Source organism: Nostoc sp. DedQUE04 (genome assembly GCF_034530995.1).
In the GTDB taxonomy this organism is placed as follows: domain Bacteria; phylum Cyanobacteriota; class Cyanobacteriia; order Cyanobacteriales; family Nostocaceae; genus Nostoc.
This window is the reverse complement of the sequence record NZ_JAVRCA010000020.1, coordinates 50,028-70,918: the sequence shown is the minus strand read 5'-3', so window position 1 is coordinate 70,918 and position 20,891 is coordinate 50,028. Positions and strand designations below refer to the sequence as shown.

Here is a 20,891-nt window from a genome sequence, read left to right as displayed (position 1 = left end):
TTCCCCAGCATACATAAATGAACCAGCCGCGTAGGCGGAATTTCCGACTTGAGCGGACTGGCGTTAAGTGGGATTGGCGCATGAACCAATTTTCAATTCCCAAATTGGCAAGGTGAATGAGTAGATCCAGGCAGATTAATTCTTTCACATCAATTGAGGGAGGAATCGCTCCTCCCTCAATTGATTTCACATACAGCCTTCCTGAACTCAGATGTTATGAGCTATACACCTACGGGAGTCTTAGCCCCTGCTGCTGGCTGTCTGCCATCTGCATCTAGTGCCTCGCCTTCAATAAATGAACGCAGCATCCAAGCTATTTCTTCATGCTGTTCGAGTAGTCCAGTCAAAAAGTCAGCAGTTCCTTGATCGTGGAAGTTTTCACTAGACTGATCTACATGGTCTCTCAAATTACGAATAACCTGCTCGTGATCGTCCACTAAATTAGCTACCATCCCTGTTGCTGTGGGCACATTACCACCATGTTCCTTGAGGGTAGCAAGATTGAGAAATCCTTCCAATGTACCAACTGGATAACCGCCCAAAGCGCGAACCCGCTCTGCCAAAGCATCAATATTTAGAGTCAGCGTTTGGTAGTGTTCTTCCCAAAGCTGGTGCAAAGAGCGGAACTGAGGGCCAACGACATCCCAGTGATACTTTTTGGTTTTCACCAACAGTAAATAGGCATCTGCCAAATCCTGATTCAACAGATTAATTACACCTTGACGCTGTTCGTCTGTCAAACCAATGTTTATCGCACGCATTATTTTCCATCCCTAAGCAAACTTATTTATTAACTTGCCAAATTTTCCATATAATCCGCATCAACCAAAGGAAACATTATTGAGTTTAGATTAATCATCACATTTCATAGCTATACTTACACCTTAATAGGGATGAACATATTTTTATATTTAATTTCAGTTGCGATCGTCACATTAAAAAGTAGTAATGGGTCATTGCATGAAAGCAGTGACCCATTACTACCAAAAAATTACCAAGGTATTAACTCTGTTACTTACCTGTAACTTTTTCTAAGAAACTCTTTGCTTTTTCTTCTACAGAGGTAGCACCCTGTGAATTTTCTGGACGCTTCTGCTTGTCGATATCAGCGGCTCCCTGAACCTCATTAAGTCCTTCGTTAGTCTCCTTTTGAGTCTTTTCCAATCCTATTGGTGGTTCTTTACCGGCTTCGTCAGTTTTGCGCTGAATGTCAAGCAGTTGTGTAGTACCTTCTGTGGGATTACTTTGGTAGCTATCGATTGCAAAAGCAGGAAAAGCATTAGAGAATAATACTAGAGCACAAGTAAAAGCTACTACTAAAAAACGTACTGGACGGAAAATAGATAAAACAGAAGTAATCATCTTCATTTGAAATCCTCGATAACAGCTTTAACAACGCAGAACTTTTAGTGAAGGAGCGAAGCATATAACTTTATTTACTCAGCAATTTTAAGCAATAATAAAACTGCAAAGCTCCGCTTCAATTTAGAAGTTCTTGAAAAACGAACCTGACGAAGAGATTTTTTGTATTTCTGCATCGAATTAGTAAGGGATAATAAGCAAATACCACCTTAATTCTTTAGCAAAATTATTAGATTTCATAATTGAAATCCTTCATTTCAGTTCCCTGTTTACACTTGTACTTTGAAAAAGCTAGGGTATGCATCAATCTCTAGAATGAAGTTTACTACATCTTTAGTTATAATAAAATCAGTCTCTAGGTATATCGACTTAATCTAGTTTTTTCAAGCTAATAGCTATACTATTTATGTTCAGTTAGCTGGACTTTATCAAATTAAAGTAATTGAAGGAAGATGCACCTTAGAGGACATTTGTAAAGTATCAATTTATATAAATACTGTGCTTAATCCCCTTTAATAAATAAAAGGAGAAAAATAAATCTTTTTTTTAAATTTGATAAGTCTGCCTTATAACCTCTTCTATTGAATTTACGTGATGAAATATTTCTATTAATTCATGGGATCTTGTTTTTCGCTTTTCCAGCAGCATTTTTAAGGGCGTTAAATAACGAACATCTGGGTCATCTCCTAAAGCAACTTCGGCTGCTTGGAAGATTTTTGTCGCATTTTCAAAAATATCTTCGTTTTCAAACGCTTCTTTTGCAGAAAGTTGGTGTAACGCTGCATCGGGTACAGTTGCTCTACCCAGTAAGGTTTTATCTAACACCAAACCTTTCAATAATACCAGCAAAGCCGCATAGATTAAAAAATTATCACAACTATCACAAGCCTTAAATTCGATGCGTCCCACTTCCGCCGGAATCCGAGCAATTTTTGTTAAGGCAGGTATGCTATTAATAAGTTGTTCTTCTTTTTGGACAAAAACCAGAGTAGCTGGTCTTTTGCCAGTTCTGATAAATGTTCGTACCGATAGTCCATCCCATAAACCTCCATTATAAAAGGGAGAGCTATAACTAAAAGGAACGATATAGGGACTGTAATAAGTTAACTTTCTGCCAATATCAATTACATCTTCAGTTGGCAAATCTGCCACAGAAATATTTAAATCTGGCCCATAAGATACCATGTGAATATTAGCAGTTTGTTCCTCAGGATAAGCTTCTAGCTGTTTAATTTCATAATTGTTTAATGGGGGTTGAGGCTCAAAAGCTGGATTGTAGGGATTAAAACTCACCAAAACTGGTGATAAGCCAAAGTCAGCGGCAACCTTACGTAGCAAGTTAAAACTTTCTGATAATTCAGTAATAGCGCCTAGAATATTAGAATGGATAGTTGTTCTAATTTCAATACCTTTAACATGACAGTCTATGACTTCATCAGAATCCGCAAATCTTTCAAATCCCTCAATGTACCATCTCTTCATCTTAATACCCGCATCGCCAACGCGGAGTTGAGGATAATCACTGGGGTATGTAGGTAGCCTTGCAATAATTTGATTGAAATCAGCAAATTTTGTGTGGGAGAAATCAGCAAATTTTCCCTCATTGTTCAAAAACGCAACTTCATGTTCAATGCCAAAGAAAAACATTATATACCTTAATTTTTTAGAGTTAACCTAATTTCACTAATGCCAAGCGATCGCAATTCCATAGAGAAGTAAGTAACATCAGTAAACGATTCATTAGAGAAAAGCGTCGGCGATATTTAGCTGGCAGATTCGCATACTTAGAAAACTCCATCATTCTGTAGCGTAAATTACAGTCTTTAACCTGATGAATATTTGAGATACTCCAATTAAATTTACTTTAAGTAGAAAAATTCTCAATAATGGTACAAATGAATTTTACCTTAAGACCGACTATTGCGATTTGAAAACTTCTCTGATTTATTTTTCTGTGCTGCTTCCACTATCTTCATAGTCACTGGTTAGGGTAGCGTAGTAGTGACTGAGGAAAGCTTGAGACATAGAGTTTATGACAAGTACCGTTCAATCCCCATACAGCAGCGAACAGATTGCCGCTTGGTTGCGTGGACTGCTTACTATTGCTTGGGCTGATGGTAATTTTGACGATCGAGAACAGGAATTAATTGCCAGCATCACCGAAAATGAATTAGCTCCTAAGATTAAATTTGACTCACTAGAGGTAATTACGCCAGAGGAATTAGCCGCAGCGTTGGGTAAAGGTACACCAGCTGCCGAAAATTTCTTAAGGACAGCGATAATGGTAGCGATCGCAGATGGTACTTATTCTCCCAGCGAAGATGAGGTTCTGCAACAGTTCTGTCAAGCTTTGGAACAGCCAGAGAAGTTACTCGAAGCCCTTCGCCCCACTCTGGAATACCCAGAGCAAATTACCCCCACTATCGCCAGCACAGGGCTGACAAAGCGTCAAATCAATGCCCTACACTCTCTGCAAGACTGGCTTGATGGGCTAGATATCCAAGACCCAAGAGTAGCCCGCTTTTTGTGTAAAATGATTCCCGCCCAGTGTCCCTTTGAACGGGATGTCACCCTATTTGGACGCAAGATTGTGCATATTCCACCGATGTGTAAAATTAACCCGTTATATGAGCAACTGGTAGGCTTACGTTTCCGCGCCCTCTCCTATTTAGCAGATAAATGCGGTGAAGATGTATCGCCATATATTTGAGTAGGGAGAGGGGAGCAGGGGAGCAGGGGACAAGGGGGAGAATAAAAAATTACCTCTTTCTCCTCTGCCCAATGCCCAATACTTCGACTCCGCTCAGTACAAGTGCCCAATGCCCAATGCCCAATACTTCGACTCCGCTCAGTACAAGTGCCCAATGCCCAATGCCCAATACTTCGACTCCGCTCAGTACAAGTGCCCAATGCCCAATGCCCAATGCCCAATGCCTAATAAATAGTTCTGTAGTTGAGTGAAAAATCTAACTCTGCTTTTGGGAATACTTGATTTATTCACCTGACTAATCTAGAACTCAGGCATTATCAATATGAAAGGGATTAAACCATCTCTATATTTTGTACCCTTTTCCTTACCTTTGTATTTGCTTTCTGCTTTAACAGCACAGGTACAAGCTCAGTCGTACCATGCCAATAAAACTTGGCAAATTAGTCAAACATTTAAACCACCACAGCGGGGAAAACTTCCCGCAAGTGCTGGTGGTTCTACCCGTGGTAGTTCTTGCCTAAAAGGCAAACAACTAATAACTCCCTTAATACCTCCAGATAAATTAGGGCTGACATTTGCTCAACATCCAACATTTTTCTGGTATATACCTCCATCTCAACTCAAAACAGCCAAGTTTCTGCTCTTGACTGAAGACCAGAACGTATTTTATGAAACCTCTTTTACACTTCCAAATAAATCGGGAATTATTAGCTTTAAACTTCCTGACAGTGCCCCTGCACTCGCTGTAGGTAAAACTTATCATTGGTATCTAACAATTATTTGTGATAATCAAGACAAGAGTGAAAATCCGACTGTAGATGGTTGGGTGGAACGCACTCAACCAGGAGCAACTTTGTCAGAGGCATTAGCAAAGGCGAATTTGTACAAGTTGCCCACTATCTATGCAGAAGCTGGGATTTGGCATGAAGCGCTGACTAGTTTGGTGCAGCTACGCCGGACTGAGCCGAATAATTTCAAAGCGAGGTTGGATTGGAAACAATTTTTCAAGTCTGTAGGTTTGAGTGCGATCGCTTCCGAACCATTGATTGATTGTTGCACATTTACGAAACAAGGGCACGGCGCATTGGGCAGAGGGCATTAAGCTGAGGAAAAATTCTTAACTCTTAACTCCTAACTCCTAACTCCTAACTCAGCACTCAGCACTAAATATTATGTGGACAAAGCTGAAACCGCACATTTGGCAATGGCGGGGTGTTTTACTTGCTGTTCCCAATATTACAGCCCTGGTGATTGCAATACGCTTGACTGGATTACTGCAATTGTTGGAATTGGCAGCACTAGATCAATTTTTTCTCCTTCGTCCAGGAGAATCGGCTGATACCCGCATTGTCATAGTTGAGATTAATGAGGCAGATGTCCGCAAGCAGGGACAGTGGCCTATGCCTGATGGAAAACTTGCTAGTTTGTTAGAAAAAATCAAACAGCAAAAACCTAGAGCGATTGGTTTAGATATTTATCGTGATTTACCTGTAAATCCCGGTCATCAAGACTTACTTAAGGTGTTTAAGTCTACTCCTAATTTGATTGGAGTCCAAAAAGTCTCTGATACTATTGATAGTTCGGCGGTTGATTCATCTCCAGAACTGAAGAAACTTAATCAAATTGGGTCGAATGATTTACCCATAGATGGAGATGGCAAAATTCGACGAGCATTATTGTACGTAAATTTAAATAATGACGAGATTCTGGAAAGTTTTGGGTTAAAACTGGCATTGTTGTACTTGAAACCTGAAGGTATTACTGCCAAGCCATCGGCAACTAACTCTAATTACTTGCAGTTAAATCGGGGTATTTTCCCAATTTTTGAACCTAATGATGGAGGTTACGTCCGAGCTGATGCCGGGAGTTATCAAGTGCTGTTGAACTACCGAGGACGGATACAGCAGTTTACTAAAGTATCTCTTACCGAAGTGCAAGAGAATCTTATTCCAAGAGATTTAATGCGAAATAAGGTGGTACTAATTGGTGCTACTGCTGAAAGTTTAAAGGATCTATTCTATACACCTTACAGCAGTAATGTGTTGACTGATCCGGAACGGATGGCGGGTGTGACAATTCATGCTAATTTGATTAGTCAAATTTTAAGTACGGCGATGGAAGGCCGTCCATTGATTAAGTGTTTACCTGAGCCGCTAGAATGGCTATTAATTTTAATCTGGTCAATAATTGGTGCTAGCTTGTGTTGGCTGCAACGCCACAGTAGCAACCAGAAAACCCTCATGGCTATTAGTGTTTTGTTGGCAGGTGGCGGTTTAATTGGTGGTAGTTTTCTGGCGTTTTTGCTTGGTTGGTGGATTCCCGTTATACCTTCATTGCTGGCTTTTGGAGGTTCTGCGATCGCACTTACTCAGTATATTGCCCAAAGTGCTACCGAGATGCGAAAAACCCTCGGCCGCTATCTAACTGATGAAATCGTCGCCAATATCCTCGAAACTCCTTCTGGGTTAAAGCTAGGAGGAGAACGCCGAAAGGTTACAGTTCTCGTATCTGATTTAAGAGGATTCTCGGCTATTTCCGAACAATTGCCCCCAGAAGAAGTAGTAAAGATTTTGAATCTTTATTTGGGAACAATGACAGATGTAATCAACCAGTATAAAGGCACGATTAATGAGTTTATGGGTGATGGGATTTTTGTGATATTTGGTGCGCCAATTAGTCGCAAGGATGATTCTCAACGAGCGATCGCCTGTGCTATTGCCATGCAATTAGCAATGCAGCAAGTGAACAAACAAAATCAGCAAATGAATTTTCCAATCCTCGAAATGGGAATTGGAATTAATACAGGCGAAGCCGTAGCGGGAAATGTTGGTTCTCAAAAACGCGCTCAATATACAGTTATTGGCAGTCATGTTAATTTGGCTGCTCGAATTGAATCTTATACAGTGGGAGGACAAATTTTAATTTCCGAAAATACCTGTAAGGATGCCAATATTGACTTACAAATTGCTGGGCAATTACAAATAGAACCCAAAGGCATAAAACACCCTGTGACAATTTGTGAAATTCGTGGCATTGGTGGTAAATATAATTTATTCTTGCCTAAACATGATGAAGAAACGATCGTTCTGACTCAAAAAGTACCTGTAAAATACTCCATTTTGCAGGGAAAACATGCAGTTGGAACAGTATTTATGGGGGAATTGATTAGCCTCTCAGAAAAAGGAGCGCAGCTGCGATCGCCACATTCTTTAGAACTCTTGAGTAATCTCAAACTCCAGTTATTGATTGAGGCAGAAATGGCTACAGAAGAAGATATCTATGCCAAGATGATCGAACAGTCTAATGTTGATGAGCATCTTTTTCTGCTTCGGTTTACAGCAGTTCCCCCAAAAGCTGACGCAATTCTCAATGCACTGCGTCAGCTAAGGTGAGATTAAAGCATCAATCTTGAAATGGTAACAAATGGAGGTGTGTGTAAATAGGGTAAACCGAAAAAGTAAGTAGTTTAGCTTTTTCTAAAACAGTAACAATTGTTGCTGATACAACCAAGCGATCGCGGTAAGATTTTGGACTTAAGCCCGATCCAACTCCAATAACTCATAATTTTCAACGAATAATTAATAATTCGTAATTTCTGCTATGTAGCAACTCACTTGAGTTCTGGAGTTCAAAATATGATTTCTTCTAAAACTGAGATTCAATTACATCCTAAGAACAAATGACAAACGGAAACAAATTTCAAAGATTAGTAGAACTTGCAAATGATTATGGAATTATTTGCGAACCAACACCAGAAGAATGTTTGATTGCATCCTTGCCTGGAGACGATGATTTCTTATTAGCTTTTACTTGGTCTGGTACAGTTGAGGGAGAGCCGCCAGAGCATGAATTAATCGCAGTTAGCGTACAAGATATAGTCAAAGAAGTTACCGTTGCAGCTTGGCAGATTCCTTTTTATTTATTCGGAAACGTTTTAAGGCAAGCTCAGATGCTTGTCGCTGCCCATAAAGATTTTGTTAGCTAAAAGACAAGCAATATCTCAAAACTGCTATCCCTGTCAACTGTCTGTGACAGGGATTTTTATTTCAACTACTGCTTTAAAGATTTATAAAATATTTTATGTTGAAAGTGTTGAAAGCTTAAAAAGATCGCTCGAAGTGTACCTGATTATAATGCGATCGTGCGCTTGGAAAAAAATGCGACAAATAGAGCATTTGTAGAGACGCGATGAATCGCGTCTTTACCCAAGGATGTGTTCCAATCATTACAATCATTAATTGAGTTCGTATAATCAAGCGGACTTGATAAAATTTGCATCAAAACTACCGCAAAGATGAGCATCTCTGCGGTAGTTCTAAGTTAAGGTCTATTAAAGTAAAGCAAAAATAGCCAAGTCTAGCTTAATTTGGTACTTTGAGTTATCCTTAATTCTAGAAAGTTTGAGGTTTGTTGGACTTGACTAACCCATTGTTTCCACTACACTCAACATGAAATTAATCCGTTGCTCAAACTCTAGATTTTTGATCGATGCGACAAATTCATCCGTTTCACCAGGTAGTTGGTAGTCGGAGGGCACTTGAATTATGCTTCCATCCTCCATTCCTTGTGCCAACAGAAACCAAACGTCTAATTTGGCATTGGGACTTAGACTATTATAGGTTTGGCTGATATCGTTAGCTGCACCATTAATAATGTCGCGTTGTGCTTGCAGTTGCTCTTCTTTAGACAAGTCCAGGAATTTGTCAAACACTGCTTTGGCAGGCGCTTCAACGCTTGGAGGAGGTGCTGGTTGTAGCTGCTCTTTAAGATCGAGATAACCGAACCAAAGTAGGGCTAGCTGAGTATCTACATCAAAGCGTTGAAAACTTTCTAAAGCTGGTCTTGTTGCTTCATCAATTGTGTAAGTCATAAAAAACTCCAACTAAGTTAAAGGTATTCTGCTTTCATTGCTTCATACAACTTAACGAACAAATATAGATAGATAACCCTACTTAGGACAGGTATAGGACTTATTACATAAGACAGATAGAGATAACTGAAATTGCTAGTTACAAAAATGCCTGTTTCGATGTATGTAAAAGCTAAGTAACGTCTGTGACTTTAAGAGGATGTCTAAAAAGTTTTTTTGTATACACCTACCTTTGGAGATCCCCCTAAATCCCCCAATTTATCGAGGGATTTTAAAACTATTATTCTCCCTTTTTTAAAGGAATTAGGGGGAATCAACAAATATTTGAGACTTCTTAGACACCCTCCAAGCGATCGCTTGAAGGGGTTATTGATTATGTAGTATAAGATGTAGCAATGAATATTTGCGTCATACTGTAGTGCGATGGCGTACCCGCCCTTTCCGGTGGCGACATCAAAGGAAAACAAACAATCATGTTAGATTTGCTGATTCAAAACGGCTTAATTTTCGATGGCTTAGGCTCTCCACCTGTTCGCAGAGATATCGGCATTCAAAACGGCCACATTGTCACCCTCACACCCTCCTTAACTACCCCAGCGCGTGAAGTGGTTGATGCTTCTGGGTTATGGGTGACACCTGGATTCATCGATATTCATACTCATTACGATTTAGAGTTAGAAATTGCACCAGGATTGAGCGAATCAGTGCGTCATGGTGTTACCAGCGTTGTTATTGGTAACTGTAGCTTGTCTGTTGCGATCGCCCAACCCCAAATCCTGGCTGATATTTTTCAGAGAGTAGAGACACTTTCCCATCGACTGATTGCAAAATGGTTGAAAAAGTCGGTTTCATGGCAGACACCAGCAGAATATTTACAGCATTTGCAACAGTTACCCCTTGGCCCCAATGTTGCCCCAATGTTTGGACACAGTGCTTTACGCGCTCATGTGATGGGATTAGAACGCAGTTTAACCGTTCAGCCGACAAAATTTGAACTAAAACTTATGCAGCGCATAGCCAGAGATGCAATAGATGCTGGCTTTATTGGCATTTCTATTGATATGTTTCCTTGGCATCGGATGAGTGGAGAATGGCAAGGTTGTACAATTCCCTCTCAACACGCCAAATTTAAAGAATATGCAATGTTGGCGGATTTGTGCCGGCGTAGCCAACGTGTTTTTCAAGTCACGCCCAACTTACAACGATTTGCTTCCTTTGTAGAAATTCTGCGTATGGGTTCAGGAATTGGACAAAAACCACTGCGGCTAACTGTCCTCTCAGCCTTAGATGCCGTACACGATCGCAAACTATGGCGAATATTTTCTCCCCTACTTTTTATTTGGAATCGGCTTCTAAATGGGAATGTCCGCTTTCAAACCTTAACTGAACCTTTCACCATTTACTCTGATGGATCTGTAACTCCCTTATTTGAAGAATTCTCCACAGGCGCACAACTCAATAACTGTCAGTCACGAGAAGAAAGACAACAACTATGGGCATCGGAAGTTTTTCGTCGTCAGTTTCGCCAAGAATGGCTGAGTAAACGGCGTAAATCATTCCATCGCCGCTTGGATTTGATGGAAGTTATTCACTGTCCCGAAGCAAGTTGGCAAGGGTTAAGTTTTGCCCAAATTGCTCGTCAAAAGCAACAAGAACCAGTAGATTTATTTATCTACGCATTACAAAAATACGATACAGATTTACGCTGGGTGGCGACAGGAGCGAACGATCGCCTAAAACCCCGTTTAGCGATGATGCAGCATCCGCATATTTTGCCTGGTTTTACCGATGCTGGCGCTCACGTCCGTAACCTGGGCTACTATGATGGAGCTTTGTCTTTGCTCAAACAAGCTGTGGCAACGAAATTCCTTTCACCGGAAGCTGCGATTTGCCGCGTTACCGGAGAACCTGCTGGTTGGTTTCGTCTGGATACGGGAGTTCTGAAAGTTGGTGCAAAAGCGGATATAGTTTTACTCGATCCTAATGCTTTAAATCAGCCAATTAGCCCACAAGTGCAGATATCAGATACCGTTTTAGATGGTGAACCTCGGATGGTTAAACGCGGTTCAGATGAAATTGTGCAAGCAGTTTATATTAACGGGGTTCGGGTTGTTTGTCGGGGTGAAGTGAGCGATCGCTTGGGGCGTGAAAAGTTGGGAACGGTTTTGTTTCCTTGTTGAATTATCTCACGCAGAGGCAGGCACAAAGAAAAGTTTGAGATTGTACCATTGAATTGCTTTTACTCCACACCAGCAATCACCTGTCCAATATCTTGAGGAGTTGCACCTGTTGCTAACATTGCCCGGATCAACAATTCAATTGATACTGAAGCATCGCCATTTTCAGCTTTAGCAATTCGAGGTTGGCTAGAACTAATTTTAGCAGCGAGTTCACTTTGAGTCATCAGTTTTTGTCGGCGCTTCTTCAAGTTTTGGCTGAGAGCTAGCTTAATTTCAACAAACATAGTTTCATCAGGTGTTAACTCCAAAAAATCTGAAACTGTGCCAATTTTCCAGCCTTTAGATTCCAAACGTTCTCTCTTAGCTCGATCCATCGCATTACTCCTATTGTTCGGTATCATATTTGCTCAGGCGCTTTTTGCAAACCTCAATTACGTTTTTGGATGTTGTTCTTGTTGTTTTATTAAAGACTTCAACAATCAAGATTGCATCGTCATCAATTCGATAAATGATTCTCCAGTTTTTATCTGCATCTCGAATAGATAATTAACTAATTTTTGATAAAAATGTATAGATGCAATTATATAACAAAGTCGCATTAATATTTGTTGACATCTCGGTCAAATACCCTATTCAACTAATAACATAGTTAATTTAAACAATATTTATTTTGGAAGACATTTTAAGTTTTTATATTAGTTTTTGAACAAAAATTTATTATCAACTAGTATTAATTGACTTTCTAAATGCTATAACCATCTGGAAAGGTGAGAGAGGGTTGTTGTATAAACTTCGTTGAACAGTCGTTCTGCCATGTTATTTGAGGTTTTTCAGAAACTATAATAGCTTGATCGAAAGGAATAATACACCAAATTTCTCGACAGTATGAAATAAACAAGTTTAATTTTTGCTCGTCAAATTTAACTCCTAAAATTTTAGCAAATTCAAATAATGCTGCTGAACTAATAAAGTCTTCATTACTCACAATATATTTATAACTAAGATGCGATTGAATAAAATTGTTTCCCAAAATATTTTTTAAGTCATATTTCAGTCCAGAATATAATATTTTAATTATTTGCTGAAAAAACGGACTGATTTTATCTGAAAAAAACTCTCGCAGATAAAACTTTAAATCATCTTCTATAAAACTGCTTAGAAACTCTGATAATTCTGATTCTAAACAATTTAAAATTGAAGGAATTACAGGTTGTGCCAAAACATAATCAAAAGGAGTTAGTAACAAATTCCAATATAGAGATTTTAGTTTTTGAGCAAGATAATTGTTTTGAATTTGTTCTAAAAAACTAGATTCTTTTAGTATTCCTAAATGTGCAGTGTAAAAACTAGGCACAAAAATGATATCTGGTATATCCTCCCCTGCATAAGCATATAAGTCTCGAATAACTTTAGTGGCTGATTGATGGTTTAGAGAGGCATTGATTACATCTAGCCAACTTTGCTTTATTTCATAAAGTTGTGCTTCCTGTTCTAAAGTTAAACAGTATATGTATTTCTTTGCGGCTCTATGTCTGTAATGAATAAAGTTACACTTCTCTTTATCTAAATAAACATTAATAAAATTATATTCATTTACTTCTAATCTGTTAAATCCTTGTTCACAACAGTCTGCTATTTCTCTAAGAAGATTTTTCAGACTGTTATAAGCTTTTCGGATTTGAAATAAATTACCTATATCATCTAAAAAATCATCTGCCGATTCTTCATACTCTTCCAAATATTTTTCTGAGAATTCTAAATTAATAATATTTTCTTCAACTTCTGAACTAAAATTTGCTGAAGAGTTTACATTTTCTATTAAAGTGCTATTTAGCTTGGGGACAAATTCTTTCTGATAATCAACAAATTCAATAAAATGATCATCATCATAAAAAACAATAACAGAACATATATCTTGACCGATAGGTACAGTAAAATAATCTCCCCCATTTTCATGCAACAGAGAAAAAATTGTTAGAAAATAAGTAGGCTGACCAGCTATAATTACTTTTTGAATATTTTGAATTGCAGCTTGTAAAGAATGAAAAACAATAGATGATTCGTTAATTGGCCAACCAGATAAACCAACTTCTTTTAACAAGCCATTTCGCCATTGATAAATTTCATAAATTTCTTCTGGTAATTTCCCAGGTAAATCTTTTATTATGTCATCAATTTCTTCTGGCTTTAATCCTGGTTGGAATAATGGGATAATTTCAGGTGCTTTTTTTACTAAACAATCCCAAATTCGCTTGAAATTTTCTTTAATTAGTGTCATCAGGCTGATTCAAGGAAGATAAATATATACTTTCTTCAATTCGTTTTAATATAACAATTTTTAATAAAAAAGAACTGGCCGATGATCTATAAATTCTTGTAGTTCGCCGATTTTCGCTTGTAGATGCTGGTTTATCATTGTTCGCTGTTAGACAAAACTCTGCCTCCGTATTATCTTTTAATCTTTTTAAGAAATAAAATACAATTTATATACGTAATTCATGACAGTGAATTCCTATACTTGGCATAGGGCGTGAATGTGGCAGCCCAAGGGATTCACCATCCTAGTGGTGCGGCAAATGGTACTTGGGCTAGACTAATGGGTAAACGAGCAACACGAGAAAATCGGATTAATTTCTGGCAGGAAAAAGTTTTTGCCCACTTATCAAGGTTGTAGACAAGGTTAGTTGCCAGTGCGATCGCTATTCTTGTAGCTTGGGTTAAGTAAGGCAACCCAACACTAATATTATCGCTGTGAAGAGAAATTTTATTCAATTCTATCCAACCACTGTTTTGGATTGCGTTTTGCATGGAAGCAAGCAATTACAAAAACTGTATCTTGGTCAAAAACGTAGAGAATTATGTATGGAAATCGGCGGATTAATGCTCTTCTTACCTGTTTGTGGATGACTTGGGAAGCAAGGGGTTGTCGTCCAATTCCCGATAAACAAGCATCAACAGCACGGACGAATTCAGAACCTAAACCTGGATTTTGAGATTCGTACCACTCAAAAGCATCCTGAATATCATATTCTGCTTCTGGCTGAATAATCAGGTTATAGTTCATTAGGAGAATCTTAACCGTTTTTTAACCTCTTCCCAACTAGAACCAGTTGTAGGGTTTTTTTTGTAATTTTCTAACCGTCGATCTAATTCCTGTTGTTGTGTTGAACTCAAGGGCAGTTCCTCTTGCTGTTCTAAGATACTGTCCCATAAATCTTCAGCCAGTTGGATACGTTCTGCAATGCTGAGTTCAGAAATATCAAATTTCAAGAGGGGATGGAGACTCATGAGTACAGAGTTAGGGTTGAGCTTTCGCCTATTTTACAACATAGTGTGATACCTACGGCAGATGGAGCGATCGCTTTATTCAGCAGAAGTATCATTTTGCTATATTAGATAGTGCGTCAACAATAATCACTCTTTAATGAAGTGTAAAATTTAAACACCAAAAAGTTCCTCCATTCTTATGAGTGAAAAAGTCCAGACCGAAAAAGACAAGCTACAGGCAAGCACTAGTATAAAGACAAATCAAGAAACAGAAAATGAAAAAGTTCTATGTCCTCATTGTCAGCGTACTGCTACGAACGGCATTAAATGTAAAGGGATTTGTGTAGCTGACAATGATTATTAATATATAAATTCTATTGCTTGGTCATACATTATCTTATGAGTAATATCAATTTTATTCCTCAAGTAAATTTAAAAAATCGTATTAATAATAAAATTAAAGATCATCCTTTTACAGACTATTGGGATATTTTTATTCTTAAACATCAACATCCAATTAATATTACTCTACACATTCTAGGAATATTATTTTTTTACAGTTTACTCTTTTATACTTGGAAATTGCAAAATTTTTGGTTACTCTTAGGATTACCGTTAACTCAATTATTGGGATTAACTGGACATTTTTTATTTGAGCGTAGCCATATTGATTTACAAGATGCTGTATTTTCTTGGCGGGCATCTTATTGTTTAGGTAAAATGTTATTTAGAATTTTGATGGGTAAATATCAAGATGATATTCGCCAACGACAAGAAATATTAAATAATTATCTATCAAACAATTATGCAAATATTTAATAACTGGAATGTAATTGCAAAGGGTTGGTATATTGCCTGTTCTAGTCATAAAATACCTAAAAAAACAGCAAAATCTGTAGAAGTATGCGGTCATAAAATTGCCATTTTTAGAGGTGAAGATGGGCAAGTACGGGCTTTGGATGCTTATTGTCCTCATTTGGGAACAGATTTAGGAATTGGGAAGGTTGATGGTAATTGGATTCGTTGTGCATTTCATCATTGGGCATTTGATGAAACAGGGTTTTGTCAAAATATTCCCTGTCAATCAGAAATTCCTAGTCAAGCTAAATTGCAAGCTTATGCAACAGAGGAAAAGTATGGATTTATCTGGATTTATCCAGATGCTAAAGCACCAGAGGGAGTGGCTGATTTTGATGAGTTGAAGGGTAAAGAAATTGTTGCAAAAGCTGATATTGCATTTGCCAGAAGTTGCCATCACCATATCTGTATGATGAACGGGATTGATGCTCAACATTTAAAAACAATTCATCATTTAGACATCAAAATGGATTTATCGCTACATCGCAGCGAATTAGGGACGCAAATTGACTTTACGATGCGGGGACAATTCCCTCAAACTACTTGGAGAGAAAAGTTAGGTCAAAGATTCCTTGGTTCTACATATCAGTATTCAATGCGTTATGCTCATGGTTGCATTGGTTTGTTAACAATGATGAAAGATGTCAGGCTTTTTCCGCCACTGTATATGATATATGCTTATACTCCAATTTCACCTGGAAAAACGATAATTCAACCGATTTATGTAACTGAAAAACGTCAAGGTATTCTAGGGTATCTGCAAAGTCAATTTTTGTTATTCTGTACTCGGTTAGCTTACTATATGCTCAGAGATGAAGATGGCAAAATTTACGATAATATTCGCTTTAATCCGAATTTACTCCTTAGTATCGATCGGCCATTAGCTGAATATATGGAGTATGTAAATCAGCTAGAACCGTCTCGATGGTCAAAAAATAGGGGTGTAAAATAATAGTAGACTGGGTTAGCGATCGCGTAACCCAACAAAAGCTTTGATAATGTTGCGTTTTGTTTCTCAATCTAAATACATCTTAATTATTTTGTAGAGTAGGCGATTCCCATTAACTCTTATTGAGAGGGTGCAAGATGTGAATACGGAATTGTAACGTAAATAACCATTCTGGAATCTGTCACATTACACCGTAAATTTACCATAATGGTCGATAAAGTTTTAGTTAAATATAATACAAATCAAATTTAAGTAATTTACGAATAATGAAGAGTTTGCTGATTCCTGTTGAAAATTTGCAACAAAGCGATCGCATCGCCATGTATGCGTTGCTGCAAAATCACTTTCAAGGTATAACCTGGGATGGGTTTCTAGCCGATCTAGAGCGCAAAAACTGGGTTTTGTTGTTGAGAGATGAAACATCCAACGCACTCAAAGGATTTTCAACTCTGATGTTATGCCAAACGACTTTTTTGGGAGAAAAAATTAGTGTGGTGTATTCTGGCGACACTATTGTTGATCCTAGTGCTTGGTCGAGTACAACACTACCACGTAGTTGGATTGCCGCCATCAATTTTCTGCGTCAACACTATGCAGAAAATAAACTTTACTGGTTGCTAATTTGCTCCGGTTTTCGCACTTATCGTTTTCTCCCTACTTTTTGGCAAGATTTCTACCCGCGTTATGATGTTACAACACCTGCCAATATTACAAATATAATGGTGAGTTTAGCACGCGAATACTATGGTAGTTTATACCAAGAATCAACTGGTATCGTCAATTTTCCGCATCCCCAAATTCTCTGTGAGGAGTTAATTGAAATTCCCACAGGAAGACAGACTAACCCCCATATCCAGTTTTTTGAAGACAAAAACCCCGGCTATAGATTAGGTGATGAATTAGTTTGTTTAACTGAAATTAACTATGACAATCTCACTCGTGCTGGAAAACGGATGTGGGAGTCAGAATCATCGTTACAAGTTGTGCAAGATTGTGTCGTCATTTAACTTTTATGGTATCTACAAACCCACAATCAAACTTTAACAACCCAACACAATTTATAGAAGGATGGTACTGGGCATTAGCATCAAAAAAATTAAAAATTGGCAAGGTAAAAGCTATAACTTTGCTAGGTAGAAATCTGGCAATTTATCGGGGAGTTAGCGATCGGGTAGTAGCTATAGATGCTTATTGTCCACACATGGGCGCTCATTTAGCAGAAGGTAAGGTAGAAGGTGACGGAATTCGCTGCTTTTTTCATAATTGGAAGTATGACAGTCGCGGAATTTGTGTAGATGTTCCTTCTCTGGGAAAACCGCTACCTGTGTGTATTAAAACGTGGCATACAGCGGAAAAGTACGGCATGATTTGGGTTTGGGTAGGAGAAGAAAAGCCAAGTTCGCTGCCCTTCGTACCAGAACTAGAACAGGCAGATTGCGATCACATATTGGGGACTCGCTTTGTCAAAAACTGCCATCCCAATGTTTTACTAATTAACGCGATTGATGCTCACCATTTCAATACAGTACACAATTTGCCTTTAGAGATTATATTTGATTCTCAAAACCTTAATCCTAACGCTATTACCTTCAGCAACACTACACGCGGAGGGGATGATTCCTGGTTAATCCGCCTGATTCGTCCTTTATATCGCAACGAAGTTACTTATAGTATGTGTTACTGGTATGGTAGCACTGGCACTGTGACGCTAGGCCCGGATTTTCTGCACTTCTACATTATATTTACATTGCGAATGATAGAAGGTGGTAAAACTGAAGGGCAAACAATTCTCGTCACTCCCAAGCGTCCGGGATTTTGGGGATGGGTTTTAAATCGTGGTTTGTTATGGTTAACTCAGCAGGTTGGTAATTACTTCGCACAAGGGGATACACAGGTATTTCAGACAATTCAGTTTGATTTAAAGACTCCTACTAAAGCAGATCAATCTATTCTGGAATTTATTCAGCACGTTAATCAACAGAAAGCTTTAAGCTGGGGAACTTGGGAAACTGTTAATTATCCAAATATTCAAATATCAACACCTAATAGTAATTCGCTATGAAGATGCAATTAATTATTAAACGAACTGCCAAGTACGCCAAGAGAGAGAAAGAGTAATTATTAAGTGTAAACTTACGGAGAATTGGTATGACCATGAATTCACTTTAATTGAACAGAAAAAATGGATTTAAAATATAACATTGTTGGTTTTGATTTACCACACACAGATTCTAATGACCGTTTGCGACGGATATTAACAGCAGCATTACCCAATCAGAATAATGATGCTAATTACCCACAATTAAATTATTGGGATGCGGAATTTTTTAATTTACATAAAGTCAAAATTTTTCAACAATCTAATATTAATGAACAATCTACTATTCTGGAACTTACGAACCGCAGCCTGTTAGAAGAATCATATTTCATTGAGAAAGCGGGCGTTGGCTATATGGCAAAAATGGTACTGTTAGCAGAAACAGTTGAAGAACGAATGCTTTATGGACTGTTTACGGCTGATGAAGCTACCCACCTTCACCAAATTAGCCATTTTTTACCAGACATGGAATTAACTAGCACAGACGATCCGTTTTTGCGCTTACTATCAGAAGTGGTTGAAAGTGCAGATAAAACAGTTTTGTTGTTTGTGCTGCAAGTCGTTTTAGAAGGATGGGGTTTAAGCCATTATCGGCGTTTAGCGAAGGAATGCCGCTATCCAGTTTTAGCAGAACTTTTTGCCAGTTTTTTACAATCTGAATCCCGTCATCACGCCACAGGAACCACCTTATTTAATCAAATTACTGTTTCAGCATTCAGTCAAACAACAATTCTTGATGTATTGGCACAGTTTTTGTTTATGGTACAAGTGGGGCCACAAAGTGTACTAACAGCAGTTGAACGAGTGAAAGGACATCTGACGCGCTCGCAAAAAATCCAAATTTTACAAGAACTAGATACAGAAACCCACAGTGGAATGCGATTACAAATATTGCGATCGCTCATGGGGGGAACATCAGCCCAGTCTATCCTGCAAAATTTAGAAGAACGCGGAGTTTTTGAACCACTCCCCGCCCATCAATGCGTGTAATAAATATCAATCTTATCTCTGCGTGAAATCAAAACGGATATGGAAAAAACTATTCATCGCAAATTACAAATTAACCACACCCGCAACAAACAGCAAGACCATACTGCTTTAATGGATGAAGCTGTCACCAAGTTTCGCTATAAAGATTGCCAAAACGAGTACTGGAACCCAGAGGAGTTTTCGCTGCTATATGGTACACCTTTATGGGAACAATCCAGCCAACATCAGCGTATAATTTTGAACCAACTTTACTGGGTAGCTTATTACTCACAAATTGTTTCTGCCGAAATTGCTACTATCTTTTTCAATCAAACCAGTGCAGCCGGACTTTACGCCCAAGAAGATTTTCGCTTAATCTGCGATACCTTAGATTTGGAATCCGCCCAAGAGCGATCGCACATTAACGCTTTCCGCACAATTGCCAAACAGGTTGAACAAGCGTTATTTGGGGAACTTATCTTTACTTACCCCATGCGCGGCCCCTTTACAGAAACGATGGTTTATGCTGACACCAATGCCCTAAAAACTTGGTGGAAAAAAATTCAACTTCAATACTTTGGGCTGATTTCTGCGAATAATACTTTTTTGGCTTGTCAGTATTTCACTGTCCGGGGAGTGCGGACACTAAATGGCAAGTTAGTACAGCACAAACTCAGCAATTATTATCAAAAACATCCCCATCCTGAAGCTGCTCCAATTCCTGCTAAAGTTTCCTATTATCACTTCATGGATGAAAGTTTTCACTTCAATAGTTCGACTATTATATCTCACGATATTATCACTTGCATTAAGCCACCGACTGCTTTTGAGCGACTGGTTGCTAATTTAGGCTTGTGGGGATGTCAGCGCGATCATTTTCATTTTTCGGCGGCGATTAACGGGATATTTTGGTACGATCCGGCGCTGTATAGCAAGATTTATCAAGTGTTGCGATCGCCTATTTTTGCCATGAGTGATAAGGATACTAAAGAAATGATGCGGCGTTGTTTTACCGAAGAGTCGGAAGGATTACAGCGCAGTTTTTCAACTCATCAGGAGGCGATGAAATCTTATCAAGTGTATATTGAAAAACTCGATTATCTTTGGCAACGTAATCGGGATATGTCACTGATGGCTACTAATTCAATTTCTCGATATTTGGCGACTCAACAAAGGGCTTTTCAAGGTTTTGAACACCAAAGTAATTTATTTTTACTTCACCCAGAGACGCAGAGGCGCACAGAAGAATGGAAGAGCGTTGTTTAGGCAAAATTATTGCGTATTATGGCTGATTTTTGTAAGATATCGTTTCCAGGAAGTGATTTTCTTCCTATCAGTCTAGAATGTCATCAAAGTTTATCTGAACATCTCACGATTCAGAATTCACCTGTTTTATTTGGTTGTCGGACTGGTATTTGTGGAACTTGTTTGGTTGAGGTTATTGGTGATATTCCGCCTCCTGAAGCTGATGAACAGGAAATGTTGGAGACATTAGCACCTAATAATCCTTATGCGCGGTTAGCTTGTCAGGTTGACCTTATAACCAATGTCGAAATTTGGAGGCTATAATGATAAATGTAAATGTAGTTAATCAGTGATGATATCTCATGAATTCCCGATAGTAAAAG

General features: G+C 38.4%; 24 protein-coding genes. 13 read left to right on the top strand and 11 right to left on the bottom strand.

Annotated elements, in window-relative coordinates:
• Positions 1 to 221: 221 nt before the first annotated feature.
• The 4 genes from RM049_RS16200 to RM049_RS16185 all read right to left on the bottom strand — a co-directional run bounded on the left by RM049_RS16200 (position 222) and on the right by RM049_RS16185 (position 3,163).
• A complete protein-coding gene (locus RM049_RS16200; RefSeq protein ID WP_322673675.1) occupies positions 222 to 761 on the bottom strand; it encodes a Dps family protein in 540 nt (179 codons plus the stop codon).
• 250 nt (positions 762 to 1,011) lie between these two features.
• Positions 1,012 to 1,368, bottom strand: a complete 357-nt coding sequence (locus RM049_RS16195) for a hypothetical protein (protein WP_322673674.1) — start codon at positions 1,366 to 1,368, stop codon at positions 1,012 to 1,014.
• A 540-nt stretch (positions 1,369 to 1,908) separates the two neighbouring features.
• Positions 1,909 to 3,009, bottom strand: coding sequence for a glutamate-cysteine ligase family protein (locus tag RM049_RS16190; RefSeq protein WP_322704908.1), 1,101 nt, complete (start codon positions 3,007 to 3,009; stop codon positions 1,909 to 1,911).
• Between the two features lie 22 nt (positions 3,010 to 3,031).
• A complete protein-coding gene (locus tag RM049_RS16185; RefSeq protein WP_322701199.1) occupies positions 3,032 to 3,163 on the bottom strand; it encodes a hypothetical protein in 132 nt (43 codons plus the stop codon).
• Between the two features lie 231 nt (positions 3,164 to 3,394).
• Between RM049_RS16185 and RM049_RS16180 the strand changes: the two genes are divergently transcribed.
• The 5 genes from RM049_RS16180 (at position 3,395) to RM049_RS16160 (ending at position 8,057) form a co-directional block, all read left to right on the top strand.
• On the top strand, positions 3,395 to 4,072 hold the full coding sequence (locus RM049_RS16180; protein WP_322673671.1) for a Mo-dependent nitrogenase C-terminal domain-containing protein: 678 nt from the start codon (positions 3,395 to 3,397) through the stop codon (positions 4,070 to 4,072).
• A gap of 116 nt (positions 4,073 to 4,188) precedes the next feature.
• Positions 4,189 to 4,323 carry a hypothetical protein gene (locus tag RM049_RS16175; RefSeq protein ID WP_322704907.1) on the top strand — a complete coding sequence of 45 codons (135 nt, stop codon included), beginning with the start codon at positions 4,189 to 4,191 and terminating at the stop codon, positions 4,321 to 4,323.
• A 71-nt stretch (positions 4,324 to 4,394) separates the two neighbouring features.
• Positions 4,395 to 5,174, top strand: a complete 780-nt coding sequence (locus RM049_RS16170; RefSeq protein ID WP_322673670.1) for a DUF928 domain-containing protein — start codon at positions 4,395 to 4,397, stop codon at positions 5,172 to 5,174.
• Between the two features lie 70 nt (positions 5,175 to 5,244).
• Entirely contained in the window at positions 5,245 to 7,464 is a 2,220-nt protein-coding gene (locus RM049_RS16165; RefSeq protein ID WP_322704906.1) for an adenylate/guanylate cyclase domain-containing protein, read from the top strand.
• 287 nt (positions 7,465 to 7,751) lie between these two features.
• The gene (locus RM049_RS16160; protein ID WP_322673668.1) at positions 7,752 to 8,057 is read left to right on the top strand and encodes a hypothetical protein; all 306 of its coding nucleotides are present in this window, start codon (positions 7,752 to 7,754) and stop codon (positions 8,055 to 8,057) included.
• Between the two features lie 143 nt (positions 8,058 to 8,200).
• Here RM049_RS16160 and RM049_RS16155 read toward each other — a convergent pair whose 3' ends face one another.
• Positions 8,201 to 8,350, bottom strand: a complete 150-nt coding sequence (locus RM049_RS16155; RefSeq protein ID WP_322701196.1) for a hypothetical protein — start codon at positions 8,348 to 8,350, stop codon at positions 8,201 to 8,203.
• Between the two features lie 142 nt (positions 8,351 to 8,492).
• Complete coding sequence (locus RM049_RS16150; protein WP_322704905.1) at positions 8,493 to 8,942, bottom strand: orange carotenoid protein N-terminal domain-containing protein; 450 nt, start codon at positions 8,940 to 8,942, stop codon at positions 8,493 to 8,495.
• A gap of 473 nt (positions 8,943 to 9,415) precedes the next feature.
• Here RM049_RS16150 and RM049_RS16145 point away from each other — a divergent pair, with 473 nt between their 5' ends.
• Complete coding sequence (locus tag RM049_RS16145) at positions 9,416 to 11,122, top strand: D-aminoacylase (RefSeq protein ID WP_322704904.1); 1,707 nt, start codon at positions 9,416 to 9,418, stop codon at positions 11,120 to 11,122.
• Positions 11,123 to 11,181: 59 nt separating this feature from the next.
• Here RM049_RS16145 and RM049_RS16140 read toward each other — a convergent pair whose 3' ends face one another.
• From RM049_RS16140 to RM049_RS16120, 5 genes are all read right to left on the bottom strand, one after another.
• Positions 11,182 to 11,496 (bottom strand): helix-turn-helix transcriptional regulator, encoded by a 315-nt coding sequence (locus tag RM049_RS16140; RefSeq protein WP_322704903.1) that lies wholly within the window; start codon positions 11,494 to 11,496, stop codon positions 11,182 to 11,184.
• Positions 11,497 to 11,864: 368 nt separating this feature from the next.
• Positions 11,865 to 13,400, bottom strand: a complete 1,536-nt coding sequence (locus tag RM049_RS16135; protein ID WP_322704902.1) for a hypothetical protein — start codon at positions 13,398 to 13,400, stop codon at positions 11,865 to 11,867.
• 275 nt (positions 13,401 to 13,675) lie between these two features.
• A complete protein-coding gene (locus tag RM049_RS16130; RefSeq protein WP_322704901.1) occupies positions 13,676 to 13,894 on the bottom strand; it encodes a hypothetical protein in 219 nt (72 codons plus the stop codon).
• Complete coding sequence (locus RM049_RS16125) at positions 13,887 to 14,186, bottom strand: type II toxin-antitoxin system RelE/ParE family toxin (RefSeq protein ID WP_322704900.1); 300 nt, start codon at positions 14,184 to 14,186, stop codon at positions 13,887 to 13,889. Before RM049_RS16125 ends, RM049_RS16130 begins: the two co-directional genes overlap by 8 nt.
• Entirely contained in the window at positions 14,186 to 14,410 is a 225-nt protein-coding gene (locus tag RM049_RS16120; protein ID WP_322683353.1) for an addiction module protein, read from the bottom strand. Before RM049_RS16120 ends, RM049_RS16125 begins: the two co-directional genes overlap by 1 nt.
• Before the next feature lie 378 nt (positions 14,411 to 14,788).
• On the opposite strand from RM049_RS16120, the gene RM049_RS16115 reads away from it, so the two are divergent.
• The 7 genes from RM049_RS16115 to RM049_RS16085 all read left to right on the top strand — a co-directional run bounded on the left by RM049_RS16115 (position 14,789) and on the right by RM049_RS16085 (position 20,832).
• The gene (locus RM049_RS16115) at positions 14,789 to 15,208 is read left to right on the top strand and encodes an Mpo1-like protein (protein ID WP_322704899.1); all 420 of its coding nucleotides are present in this window, start codon (positions 14,789 to 14,791) and stop codon (positions 15,206 to 15,208) included.
• Positions 15,195 to 16,199, top strand: a complete 1,005-nt coding sequence (locus RM049_RS16110) for an aromatic ring-hydroxylating dioxygenase subunit alpha (RefSeq protein WP_322704898.1) — start codon at positions 15,195 to 15,197, stop codon at positions 16,197 to 16,199. The genes RM049_RS16115 and RM049_RS16110 overlap by 14 nt, the downstream gene beginning before the upstream one ends.
• A 263-nt stretch (positions 16,200 to 16,462) precedes the next feature.
• Positions 16,463 to 17,203, top strand: coding sequence for a hypothetical protein (locus RM049_RS16105; protein ID WP_322704897.1), 741 nt, complete (start codon positions 16,463 to 16,465; stop codon positions 17,201 to 17,203).
• Positions 17,204 to 17,208: 5 nt separating this feature from the next.
• Complete coding sequence (locus RM049_RS16100) at positions 17,209 to 18,258, top strand: aromatic ring-hydroxylating dioxygenase subunit alpha (RefSeq protein WP_322704896.1); 1,050 nt, start codon at positions 17,209 to 17,211, stop codon at positions 18,256 to 18,258.
• 120 nt (positions 18,259 to 18,378) lie between these two features.
• Positions 18,379 to 19,284, top strand: a complete 906-nt coding sequence (locus tag RM049_RS16095) for a ferritin-like domain-containing protein (protein WP_322704895.1) — start codon at positions 18,379 to 18,381, stop codon at positions 19,282 to 19,284.
• A gap of 39 nt (positions 19,285 to 19,323) precedes the next feature.
• A complete protein-coding gene (locus RM049_RS16090; protein WP_322704894.1) occupies positions 19,324 to 20,529 on the top strand; it encodes a P-aminobenzoate N-oxygenase AurF in 1,206 nt (401 codons plus the stop codon).
• An 18-nt stretch (positions 20,530 to 20,547) separates the two neighbouring features.
• Positions 20,548 to 20,832, top strand: a complete 285-nt coding sequence (locus tag RM049_RS16085; RefSeq protein ID WP_322704893.1) for a 2Fe-2S iron-sulfur cluster-binding protein — start codon at positions 20,548 to 20,550, stop codon at positions 20,830 to 20,832.
• Positions 20,833 to 20,891: the final 59 nt, after the last annotated feature.

Coding starts and splice junctions, on each gene's coding strand:
- RM049_RS16185 (WP_322701199.1), bottom strand. CDS start 3,163: ATGATGGAGTTTTCTAAGTATGCGAATCTGCCAGCTAAATATCGCCGA.
- RM049_RS16090 (WP_322704894.1), top strand. CDS start 19,324: ATGGAAAAAACTATTCATCGCAAATTACAAATTAACCACACCCGCAAC.
- RM049_RS16105 (WP_322704897.1), top strand. CDS start 16,463: ATGAAGAGTTTGCTGATTCCTGTTGAAAATTTGCAACAAAGCGATCGC.
- RM049_RS16190 (WP_322704908.1), bottom strand. CDS start 3,009: ATGTTTTTCTTTGGCATTGAACATGAAGTTGCGTTTTTGAACAATGAG.
- RM049_RS16125 (WP_322704900.1), bottom strand. CDS start 14,186: ATGAACTATAACCTGATTATTCAGCCAGAAGCAGAATATGATATTCAG.
- RM049_RS16175 (WP_322704907.1), top strand. CDS start 4,189: ATGCCCAATACTTCGACTCCGCTCAGTACAAGTGCCCAATGCCCAATG.
- RM049_RS16150 (WP_322704905.1), bottom strand. CDS start 8,942: ATGACTTACACAATTGATGAAGCAACAAGACCAGCTTTAGAAAGTTTT.
- RM049_RS16140 (WP_322704903.1), bottom strand. CDS start 11,496: ATGGATCGAGCTAAGAGAGAACGTTTGGAATCTAAAGGCTGGAAAATT.
- RM049_RS16170 (WP_322673670.1), top strand. CDS start 4,395: ATGAAAGGGATTAAACCATCTCTATATTTTGTACCCTTTTCCTTACCT.
- RM049_RS16200 (WP_322673675.1), bottom strand. CDS start 761: ATGCGTGCGATAAACATTGGTTTGACAGACGAACAGCGTCAAGGTGTA.
- RM049_RS16160 (WP_322673668.1), top strand. CDS start 7,752: ATGACAAACGGAAACAAATTTCAAAGATTAGTAGAACTTGCAAATGAT.
- RM049_RS16180 (WP_322673671.1), top strand. CDS start 3,395: ATGACAAGTACCGTTCAATCCCCATACAGCAGCGAACAGATTGCCGCT.
- RM049_RS16195 (WP_322673674.1), bottom strand. CDS start 1,368: ATGAAGATGATTACTTCTGTTTTATCTATTTTCCGTCCAGTACGTTTT.
- RM049_RS16085 (WP_322704893.1), top strand. CDS start 20,548: ATGGCTGATTTTTGTAAGATATCGTTTCCAGGAAGTGATTTTCTTCCT.
- RM049_RS16100 (WP_322704896.1), top strand. CDS start 17,209: ATGGTATCTACAAACCCACAATCAAACTTTAACAACCCAACACAATTT.
- RM049_RS16165 (WP_322704906.1), top strand. CDS start 5,245: ATGTGGACAAAGCTGAAACCGCACATTTGGCAATGGCGGGGTGTTTTA.
- RM049_RS16155 (WP_322701196.1), bottom strand. CDS start 8,350: ATGCAAATTTTATCAAGTCCGCTTGATTATACGAACTCAATTAATGAT.
- RM049_RS16145 (WP_322704904.1), top strand. CDS start 9,416: ATGTTAGATTTGCTGATTCAAAACGGCTTAATTTTCGATGGCTTAGGC.
- RM049_RS16120 (WP_322683353.1), bottom strand. CDS start 14,410: ATGAGTCTCCATCCCCTCTTGAAATTTGATATTTCTGAACTCAGCATT.
- RM049_RS16110 (WP_322704898.1), top strand. CDS start 15,195: ATGCAAATATTTAATAACTGGAATGTAATTGCAAAGGGTTGGTATATT.
- RM049_RS16135 (WP_322704902.1), bottom strand. CDS start 13,400: ATGACACTAATTAAAGAAAATTTCAAGCGAATTTGGGATTGTTTAGTA.
- RM049_RS16115 (WP_322704899.1), top strand. CDS start 14,789: ATGAGTAATATCAATTTTATTCCTCAAGTAAATTTAAAAAATCGTATT.
- RM049_RS16095 (WP_322704895.1), top strand. CDS start 18,379: ATGGATTTAAAATATAACATTGTTGGTTTTGATTTACCACACACAGAT.